The organism is Streptomyces sp. PU-14G (assembly GCF_041028275.1).
GTDB lineage: Bacteria > Actinomycetota > Actinomycetes > Streptomycetales > Streptomycetaceae > Streptomyces.
The window spans coordinates 1-8,810 of record NZ_JASKYT010000292.1 but is presented as its reverse complement, the minus strand read 5'-3'; the positions used below and the strand labels follow the sequence as shown (position 1 = coordinate 8,810).

Annotated in this window: 8 protein-coding genes; 5 read left to right on the top strand and 3 right to left on the bottom strand. The window is 72.2% G+C overall.

Features of this window, described 5'->3' with window-relative positions; translation table 11 throughout:
- The first annotated feature begins 536 nt into the window (after positions 1–536).
- Complete coding sequence (locus AB8Z75_RS26310) at positions 537–1,259, top strand: M23 family metallopeptidase (RefSeq protein WP_369206145.1); 723 nt, start codon at positions 537–539, stop codon at positions 1,257–1,259.
- A 136-nt stretch (positions 1,260–1,395) separates the two neighbouring features.
- On the opposite strand, the gene AB8Z75_RS26305 is transcribed toward AB8Z75_RS26310, so the two are convergent.
- Complete coding sequence (locus AB8Z75_RS26305; RefSeq protein WP_369206143.1) at positions 1,396–1,968, bottom strand: TetR/AcrR family transcriptional regulator; 573 nt, start codon at positions 1,966–1,968, stop codon at positions 1,396–1,398.
- A 112-nt stretch (positions 1,969–2,080) separates the two neighbouring features.
- Here AB8Z75_RS26305 and AB8Z75_RS26300 point away from each other — a divergent pair, with 112 nt between their 5' ends.
- The 3 genes from AB8Z75_RS26300 to AB8Z75_RS26290 all read left to right on the top strand — a co-directional run bounded on the left by AB8Z75_RS26300 (position 2,081) and on the right by AB8Z75_RS26290 (position 4,840).
- On the top strand, positions 2,081–3,790 hold the full coding sequence (locus tag AB8Z75_RS26300) for an MDR family MFS transporter (RefSeq protein WP_369206141.1): 1,710 nt from the start codon (positions 2,081–2,083) through the stop codon (positions 3,788–3,790).
- 146 nt (positions 3,791–3,936) lie between these two features.
- Positions 3,937–4,377, top strand: a complete 441-nt coding sequence (locus AB8Z75_RS26295) for a helix-turn-helix transcriptional regulator (protein WP_369206139.1) — start codon at positions 3,937–3,939, stop codon at positions 4,375–4,377.
- Between the two features lie 58 nt (positions 4,378–4,435).
- Positions 4,436–4,840, top strand: coding sequence for a VOC family protein (locus AB8Z75_RS26290; protein ID WP_369206137.1), 405 nt, complete (start codon positions 4,436–4,438; stop codon positions 4,838–4,840).
- A 204-nt stretch (positions 4,841–5,044) separates the two neighbouring features.
- On the opposite strand, the gene AB8Z75_RS26285 is transcribed toward AB8Z75_RS26290, so the two are convergent.
- Positions 5,045–6,016 carry an A/G-specific adenine glycosylase gene (locus tag AB8Z75_RS26285; RefSeq protein ID WP_369206135.1) on the bottom strand — a complete coding sequence of 324 codons (972 nt, stop codon included), beginning with the start codon at positions 6,014–6,016 and terminating at the stop codon, positions 5,045–5,047.
- Between the two features lie 227 nt (positions 6,017–6,243).
- On the opposite strand from AB8Z75_RS26285, the gene AB8Z75_RS26280 reads away from it, so the two are divergent.
- A complete protein-coding gene (locus AB8Z75_RS26280) occupies positions 6,244–7,116 on the top strand; it encodes a hypothetical protein (RefSeq protein WP_369206133.1) in 873 nt (290 codons plus the stop codon).
- Between the two features lie 120 nt (positions 7,117–7,236).
- Here the strand turns inward: AB8Z75_RS26280 and disA are convergent, their stop codons facing one another.
- Positions 7,237–8,358: a DNA integrity scanning diadenylate cyclase DisA gene (gene disA / locus AB8Z75_RS26275; RefSeq protein ID WP_369206131.1), complete on the bottom strand. Its 1,122-nt coding sequence runs from the start codon at positions 8,356–8,358 to the stop codon at positions 7,237–7,239.
- Positions 8,359–8,810 lie beyond the last annotated feature (452 nt).

The window sequence follows — 8,810 nt, the reverse complement described above, 5'->3', positions numbered from 1 at the left end:
CTGGTGACGGGTCGGGTCACCCACCAGCGTAGGCCGTACGTGTGGCAGCGGTCACCCTGCGTTCGCGCCAGGGTTGGCCGGTGGCGCCTGCCGTGGCCGGCAGTGTGCGCCGCCGGCTCACGGCGGAGCCGGGCGGCCCCACTCCCCGCTGTGCGGGGCCGTACACGGCGAGCAAGCGTGGAGGGCGTCCCGCGGCGCGTCGACGGACGGCCCCTGGCCGTGCCCGGCCGGGGCGGAGCCGAGCGGTGCCGTATGAGCGGGGCCACATCGGGTGGGCCGCGGACGGGCCGCGCCCGTGAGGTGGGGCACAGGCGAGCGGGGGCCTACGAAGCCGCTTAGGAGGTGCCGACGCGTCGGCGGACGCGGTGGGCGGGGTGGGGCCCGGTGCCGGAGCGCCGAGTGGCGTGGGTCTCTCGTGCTACTACGGGGGCGTTTAGTAATAACGGTCCTTGATGTCCTTTTTCTGGCGGGTTACCAAGGGGGCGCGTCCGGGTTCGGGCGCACTTCACGAACCCCCTCACGGAGGTAGCACCCGCATGCGGAAGTTCAGGACCACCAATCGCGCCGCTGTCGTCTCGGCGTCCCTCGTCGCCGGGCTCGGCGCGTCGATGGCCCTGGGGGCCGGTACCGCGTCCGCGGCCGGGAAGGCCGAGGCCGGCGCGGCCCACAACGACCTCTTCGCGATCGGCACGGCCAACCAGCTCGCCGAGTCCACCCACGCCCAGGCCGACGCGCACCGCAAGGCCGTCGAGGCGGCGAAGAAGGCGGAGCAGCGCGCCGCCGAGGCGAAGAAGCGCGCTGCCGAGAAGGCCGCCAGGGACGCCGAGCGTCTCCAGATGTCCTGGGTCAAGCCGGTCTCGGGCAAGTACGAGCTGAGCGCCACCTTCGGCAAGGCCGGTGGCCGCTGGGCGCACAACCACTCGGGCCAGGACTTCGCGGTGGGCATCGGTACCCCCGTCAAGGCGGTCCACAAGGGCACCGTCGTCAAGGCGGGGCCGAACGGTGCCGGTGACGGCCCCGCGTACGGCAACGCCATCGTGATCCGACACGAGAACGGCGCGTACTCGCAGTACGCCCACCTCTCCGAGATCGACGTCAGGCCCGGTCAGCAGATCAAGACCGGCCAGGCCATAGCCAAGTCGGGCAACACGGGTAACTCCTCGGGCCCGCACCTGCACTTCGAGATCCGCCAGGGCCCGGACTACGGCACCGCCGTGGACCCGGTCAGCGCGATGCACGCGGTGGGCGTCGACTTCTGATCCGACCCCGCCTCTCCGACCCCTCCATGCCAGGCCCCGGCACTCCCCGTGCCGGGGCCTTCGGCGTGCGCGGGCTGCCGACGGCGCGTGCGAGGGCCGGCGTGCGCGGGCTGCCGACAGCGTGTGCGGGGGCCGTTCAGGCGGCGCCGTCGCCGTGGTGGGCCGCGGTGACCAGCTCCTCGGCCACCTCCAGGGCCGCCCTGCGCTTGTCCTCGGGCCCGGCGCCCGAGCTGTCCAGCGTGAAGAGCGTCGAGTGCATCGTGAACAGGGCGGAGGTGCAGCGCACCTGGTCGGTGAGGGCCGCGTCCTCGTCCTTGAGGAACCCGAGGAGCGTGAAGATCCGCTCCTTCATCTGCTCGCCGATGGACAGCTCGCGCAGCGTCGCCTGGTTCTCGTGCATGAACCGCACCAGCGGGGTGGCGTTGCTGATGCACGCGCTGTAGCGGCGCAGGATCTGCAGCTTCGCCTCCAACGTGGTCGGGCGGTGGATCCGCGCCCAGGCGATGACCTCGTCGGCCGGGCCGAGCACCAGGTCCTCGAAGAGGCTGGTGACCAGGTCTTCCTTCGTCTTGAAGTGGTAGTAGAGCGCGGCCTTGGTCACGCCGAGCTGCTCGGCGATCTCTCTGAGTGAGGTCTTCTCGTATCCGCGTTCGGCGAACAGTTCCAGGGCGACGTCCTGGATGCGCTGACGGGTGTTTCCCCTGCTCATGCCGACCCCTTCAAAACTTACTTGACGCCCGGCTAGGAAGAACCTAGCTTATCCATCGTACTGAACTAGCCGTGCGGCAAGTAAGGCACGGGTAAAAAGGGGGTGGCTGTGTATGGCTGCGAGTGGGGCGACGAAACGGGCAGAACGGGGCGAGGAGGGCGTCGGGGCGGAAGGTGAAGGCGGCGAAGGTCAAGAACCGACCAAGCGGGCGGACGCGGCAGCAGCCGCCCCGGCGGATCACCTCTCGACGGCCCAGCCCCCCACGGCGGCGGCTCCGGACCCCGGGGTCACCGGACCCAAGCCGCGCAGCGTCAGGGTCGTCCTCTTCTCCCTGATGATCGCCGTCCTGCTGGCGATGCTGGACAACATGATCGTGGGCACCGCCATGCCCACCATCGTCGGTGAGCTGGGCGGCCTCGAACACCTCTCCTGGGTCGTCACCGCCTACACGCTCACCACCGCCGCCTCGACCCCGCTGTGGGGCAAGCTCGGCGACATGTACGGGCGCAAGGGCGTCTTCCTCGCCTCGATCCTCGTCTTCCTCGCCGGGTCGGTGACCTCGGGCGCCGCGCAGACGATGGGCCAGCTCATCGGCTTCCGCGCCCTCCAGGGGCTCGGCGCGGGCGGCCTGATGGTCGGCGCCATGGCGATCATGGGCGACCTGATCCCGCCCCGGGAGCGCGGCAAGTACATGGGCATGATGGCCGGGGTGATGTCGCTGGCCATGATCGGCGGCCCGCTCGTCGGCGGCACGCTCACCGACCACCTCGGCTGGCGCTGGGCCTTCTACATCAACCTGCCGCTGGGCGCCATCGCGCTCGCGATGGTCACCACCGTGCTGCACCTGCCCAAGAAGCGCAGCAAGGGGCGGATCGACTACCTCGGCGCCGCGCTGCTCACCACCGGCATCACCGCCGCTGTCCTGGTCACCAGTTGGGGCGGCACGGAGTACGCCTGGGGCTCGGGCACGATCATCGGCATCGCGGCGCTCGCCGTGGCCGCGCTGGTCGCCTTCCCGTTCGTGGAGCGCCGGGTCGCCGAGCCGATCCTGCCCCTGGGCGTCTTCCGCAGCGGCAACTTCTCGATGGTCACCTTCATCGGCTTCCTGCTCGGCTTCGTGATGTTCGGCTCGATGACGTTCCTGCCGCTCTTCCAGCAGAGCGTCCAGGGCGCCTCGGCCACCAACTCCGGGCTGCTGCTGCTCCCCGTCCTGCTCCCGATGATGGTCGTCTCCGTCGTCACGGGCCGGGCCACCACGAAGACGGGGAAGTACCGCGCCTACCCGATCATCGGCGGCGCGCTCATACCGGTCGGCCTCTTCCTGCTCGCCCAGATGGAATCCGGCACCAGCCGGCTGACCTCCGGCCTCTACATGGCGGTGCTCGGCGCCGGCATGGGTTTCCTGATGCAGCTGACCATGCTCATCGCGCAGAACAGCGTGGAGCTCAAGGACATGGGCGTCGCCTCGTCGACGACCACGCTCTTCCGCACCATCGGCGGCTCCTTCGGCGTCGCCCTGATGGGCACGATGTTCACCCGCCAGGTCGAGGACTCCATGCGGGAGGCCGCTGCCGCGGGCGGTGGCGCCGGCGGCGGGGCCGCGAGCAAGCTCACCGAGGGCGGCGCCCAGCTCGACGCCGCCTCCCTCGCCAAGCTCCCCGACGCACTCCGCACGGCGTACGAGCACGCCGTCGCGGACGGCACCCACGTGGTCTTCCTGATGTCGGCGGGCATCGCGGCGCTCGCCTTCATCGCGGCCTGGTTCATCAAGGAGGTCCCCCTCAAGGACGCCGCCGCCCAGAAGCCGCAGGAGCAGGCGTAACCGACAGCGGAGGCCGGCCGCCACCACCCGCCGTGGCGGCGGCCGGTCGCCGCTACCCGCTGTCGCGGCGGCCGGCAGCCGCTACCCGCTGTGGCGGCGGGCGGCAGCCGCTACCCGCTGTCAGAGGGGCGTGCCAGCATCGACACATGACCACACCCGGCATGACGCGGCTGCGCGCCCTGCGCCAGGCCAAGGACGCCATGGACCGCGACTGGGCGGAGCCCTCGCTCGACCTGGCCGCGGTCGCCGCGCGTGCCGGATACTCGCGCTTCCACTTCGTCCGCGCCTTCCGGGAGACCTACGGAGAGACGCCGGGCCAGTATCTGAGCCGCCGCCGCATCGAGCGGGCCCAGGAACTGCTGCGCTGCACCGACCGCCCGGTCACGGACATCTGCTCCCAGGTGGGATTCAGCAGCGTCGGCACCTTCTCCGCCCGCTTCAAGAGCCGCACGGGGCTGTCGCCGAGCGCGTACCGCGAGAGGTATCCGCGCGCGGGCGCGGCACTGATCCCCGGCTGCTTCGCCCTGCTGATGTACGGGGGATTCGAGGAGCGCAACTTTCGAGAAGCGGGGGAGCGGGCCCGCTGACTACGGTGACGGAGCGAGGCGGACGATCCGCACCGCATCACCTCAACCGGAGTAAACCATGATCAAGGCCCTCGGTATCACCACCGTCTGGTCCACGGACCAGGAGCGCACCCTCACCTTCTTCACCGACAAGCTCGGCTTCGAGCTCCGCAGCGACGTGCCGTTGGGCGACATGCGCTGGGTCACCGTCGGCGTGCCGGGCCAGCCGCACCCGGAGTTGGCGATCATGCGCACCGATGGCGCGGGGCTCGACCCGGAGTCGTCCCAGGCGCTGACCACGCTCGTCACCAAGGGCGTCCTCGGCGCCGGTGCGTTCACCACCGACGACTGCCAGGGGGATTACGAGCGACTCAAGGGCAAGGGCGTCGAGTTCGTACAGGACCCGCAGGAGCGCCCGTACGGCATGGAGGCGATCTTCCGCGACGACAACGGCAACTGGTACTCGCTCACCCAGCCCCGGTAGGACGGCGACCTGGACAGGAACCGAGCGTCCCGCGGCTGAGCAAGGACCGCGCACAGGGTTACCCGGACCGGTCCGGACCGGGCCGAACCGATCTGGTCCGGACCGGGCCAAGCCGGTCTGGTCCGGACCGGGCCGAACCGATCTGGCCCGGGCCGACCCGGACCAGATCGGCCCCAACTCACCAGCCCCCCGGGCCGACGGGAGTCAGCTCAGCGGCAGGCGGTAGCGCTTGCCGTCCAGCGGCTCCACCAGACCGTCGGCGACCAGTCCGTCCAGCGCCCGTGCGCGCTGGATCGGTTCATGCCAGACGCGGTCGAGGTCGGCCTGCGCCACCGGCTCCTTGGCGGCACGCAGCACGGCGAGCAGCCGGCCACGCACCTGCCGGTCCGTACCGGCGTACGCCTGGGTGCGCCGGGCGGGCCCCTGGTGCTCGGGGGCGCCCGCCAACTGCCACGCGCACCGCGCGGCGATCGGGCAGCGCGCGCACTGGGGGCTGCGCGCGGTGCACACCAGTGCGCCCAGTTCCATGGTCGCCGCGGCCCAGCGGGAGGCCGTCGTGTCGTCCTCGGGCAACAGCGCGCGGGCCAGCTTGCGTTCGGCGGCGGTCGTCGCGTTGGGCGGGTACTGGCGGCCGGTGACGGCGCGCGCGAAGACGCGGCGCACGTTGGTGTCGAGTACCGCGTGCCGTTTGCCGTACGCGAAGGAGACCACGGCGGCGGCCGTGTACTCGCCCACGCCCGGCAGCGCCAGCAACTGCGCGTGCTCGACGGGTACCTCGCCGCCGTGCCGTTCCGCTATGGCCTTGGCGGCCCCGTGCAGCCGCAGGGCGCGCCGCGGGTAGCCGAGGCGGCCCCAGGCGCGCACGGCCTCGCCGGGCGCCTCGGCGGCCAGGTCGGCAGGGCGCGGCCAGCGCTTCATCCACTCCTCGTACACCGGCAGCACGCGGCCCACGGGGGTCTGCTGGAGCATGAACTCGCTGACCATGACGCCCCACGCGCCCGCCTCCGGGCGGCGCCAGGGGAGGTCGCGGGCGTGTGTGGCGAACCAGTCGACGACGGGTGCATGGAGGGCGCGCGCCGTCTCGCGCAGGGCGGGGTCGACGGCTTCGGATTCCGCGGCGCGTGCTGGCGGGGCGCCGGCCGAAGCGGCTTGGGAGGTCTCGGTGGTCGCAGTCATGGCACAACCGATCCTGGCACGGCGCTCCTCATCCGAAAAACGCACACGCGGTACGCAAGCCTGTCGGTCACGTACGCCACGTACGCGATGTATCCGCGTCGAACCTCTTCAGGTCGGTGCAAACCTGCGCAAACTCCCCGGAGGTCGGGCAGCTCATCACAACAATTGGCGGTCTGAGCGGCGGGTACGGGCCTGTGAGGCGCCCGATGTCTCGTAAGGTTTCGTGCGTGGGATCTCTGCGCAATCCGATCGGGCCGCTTCCCTCCTCCATCTACTGGCGACGGAGGGCAGTTGTCCTTGCTGTCGTCGCGCTGCTGGTCCTGGTCGCCGTCTGGGCGCTGGCCACGGCGGGCGGCGAAGGGCCGGGCAACGAGGGCAAGAACGGCGACAAGGGCCACGGGCCCGCCGGCACGATCACCCCGGGGCCCACCGACTCGGGACCGGCGATCAGCGACCGTCCCGGCGGCCGGGACGAGGAGGACGGCGGCGCGGACGGCTCAGGTTCCTCCGGCGGCTCGGGTTCCTCGGGCGGCTCCGACGCCGAGGACCAGTCGTCCGCGGGCGGCACCGGCTGGGGCGCGGGCGACGCGAGTTCGGGATCCGGCGGCTCCGGCTCCGCAGGCTCCTCTTCCGGCTCCGGCGGTTCAGGCGGCTCAGGCGGCTCCGGCGGTGGCACGGCGGGAGCGCCCGCACCGCCGGACCTGGCCAACTGCCGCGAGGGCGACGTGAAGCTGAAACTGCGCAGCGTCGAGAAGAAGTACGGCCCGGGCGAGAAGCCGCGGTTCGAACTGAAGGTCACCAACGAGCGCGGCAGCGCCTGCAAGATCGACCTCGGCCGCACCGCCACCCTCGTGACGATCAACAACCCGGACGACGCCAAGTTCTGGGCCTCGGACGACTGTCCGCCCACCAAGAAGCCGCTGCTGCGCCTGGTGCCGGGCGACGGTTCCTCGACGCACACCCTCACCTGGTTCCGCAAGGCCAGCGCGGCCAACTGCGGCACCCCCACCTTCGAGGCGCCGAAGCCCGGCACCTACGAGATCGAGGTGAAGGTCAAGGGCCTGAAGACGGTGCGTACGACCTTCCAACTGGTCAAGTAGGCGCATGACGGGCCACGGCGGACCCGGCGCTCACCCGCAGCCCGGCTCTCACGCCAGGCCCGGCTCTCACGCCTGGCCCGGCTCTCACGCCTGGCCCGGCTCTCACGCCTGGCCCGGCGCTCAGACGTAGCGTTCGAGGATCGAGGACTCCGCGAGCCGCGAGAGTCCCTCGCGGACCGAGCGGGCGCGTGCCTCGCCGACGCCGTCCACCGCCTGGAGATCGTCCACGCTGGCGGCCAGCAGTTTCTGCAGCCCGCCGAAGTGGTCCACCAGCCGGTCGATGACGGTGCCCGGCAGCCTGGGCACCTTCGCCAGCAGCCGGAAGCCGCGCGGCGAGACGGCCGAGTCGAGCGTTTCGGGGGCGCCGCTGTAGCCCAGCGCCCGGGCCACGGTGGCCAGTTCGAGCAGCTCGGTGTGGGTGAGCCGGTCCAGGTCGCTGAGCGCGTCGGGGACGGCGCGCACCCGGCGGCCCGCGCCGACCGTCTGCGGCGCGTAGTCGCGCACGACCAGCTCGCGCTCCGGCTCCACGCCCGCGATCAGCTCGTCGAGCTGGAGGGAGAGCAGCCGCCCGTCGGTCCCCAGCTCGACCACGTACTGCTCGATCTCCGTGGCGATGCGGCGCACCATCTCCAGCCGCTGCGCGACCGCCGTCACGTCGCGGACCGTGACGAGATCCTCGATCTCCAGCGCGGAGAGCGTGCCGGCGACCTCGTCCAGCCGCAGCTTGTAGCGCTCCAGCGTGGCCAGGGCCTGGTTGGCGCGGGAGAGGATCGCCGCCGAGTCCTCCAGCGTGCGGCGCTGCCCGTCGACGTAGAGGGCGATCAGCCGCATCGACTGGCTGACGGAGATGACGGGATACCCCGTCTGGATGGAGACGCGCTGCGCGGTGCGGTGCCGGGTGCCGGTCTCCTCCGTCTCGATCGAGGCGTCGGGCACGAGCTGCACGCCCGCCCGCACGATCTTGGTGGTCTCCTTGTCGAGGATGAGCGCACCGTCCAGCTTGCACAGCTCGCGCAGCCGGGTCGCGGTGAAGTCCACGTCGAGCACGAAGCCGCCCGTGCACAGCTGCTCGACGTTCTTGTCCATGCCCAGGACGATCAGTCCGCCGGTGTTGCCACGCAGGACGCGTTCCAGGCCGTCGCGCAGCGCCGTGCCCGGCGCGACCGCGCTCAGCGAGGCGCGCATCAGGCCGGACGCCCCCTCGGCCCTGCCCGGGGCCGCGGCCCGGTCGTTGGCTGCCACTGCACTCCTTCGGTCGTGCGGGTGCCTGTCGGCGTTTCCTCGACCTCCGGATCGCCGGACCACCGCACCGGGGCGGACACCGTGCCGTTCCCCCTCGCCGCGACCGCGTCGCGACGGTGTGCACAGCCCCCGTGGTGCTCGTGGTTGGTCGAGACCGGGGCAAAGTCTACCGGCGCGCCGGGAGGTACCCCTCGCGGCGTGTGAGGGACGGGTCCGGCTGCCCGCCGGGAGGCTGTCGGCACGGCACAGCACGACACGGCGGGGCACGGCGGAGCACAGCGGGGCGGGCGGAGGGTGCCAGGCCCCCCCCCCCCCCCCCCCCCCCCCCCCCCCCCCCCCCCCCCCCCCCCCCCCCCCCCCCCCCCCCCCCCCCCCCCCCCCCCCCCCCCCCCCCCCCCCCCCCCGCAAAGTCTACCGGCGCGCCGGGAGGTACCCCTCGCGGCGTGTGAGGG

Excerpts from the sequence above, each read along its gene's own strand:
- AB8Z75_RS26310 (WP_369206145.1), top strand. The coding sequence starts at position 537 with ATGCGGAAGTTCAGGACCACCAATCGCGCCGCTGTCGTCTCGGCGTCC.
- AB8Z75_RS26305 (WP_369206143.1), bottom strand. The coding sequence starts at position 1,968 with ATGAGCAGGGGAAACACCCGTCAGCGCATCCAGGACGTCGCCCTGGAA.
- AB8Z75_RS26300 (WP_369206141.1), top strand. The coding sequence starts at position 2,081 with ATGGCTGCGAGTGGGGCGACGAAACGGGCAGAACGGGGCGAGGAGGGC.
- AB8Z75_RS26295 (WP_369206139.1), top strand. The coding sequence starts at position 3,937 with ATGACCACACCCGGCATGACGCGGCTGCGCGCCCTGCGCCAGGCCAAG.
- AB8Z75_RS26290 (WP_369206137.1), top strand. The coding sequence starts at position 4,436 with ATGATCAAGGCCCTCGGTATCACCACCGTCTGGTCCACGGACCAGGAG.
- AB8Z75_RS26285 (WP_369206135.1), bottom strand. The coding sequence starts at position 6,016 with ATGACTGCGACCACCGAGACCTCCCAAGCCGCTTCGGCCGGCGCCCCG.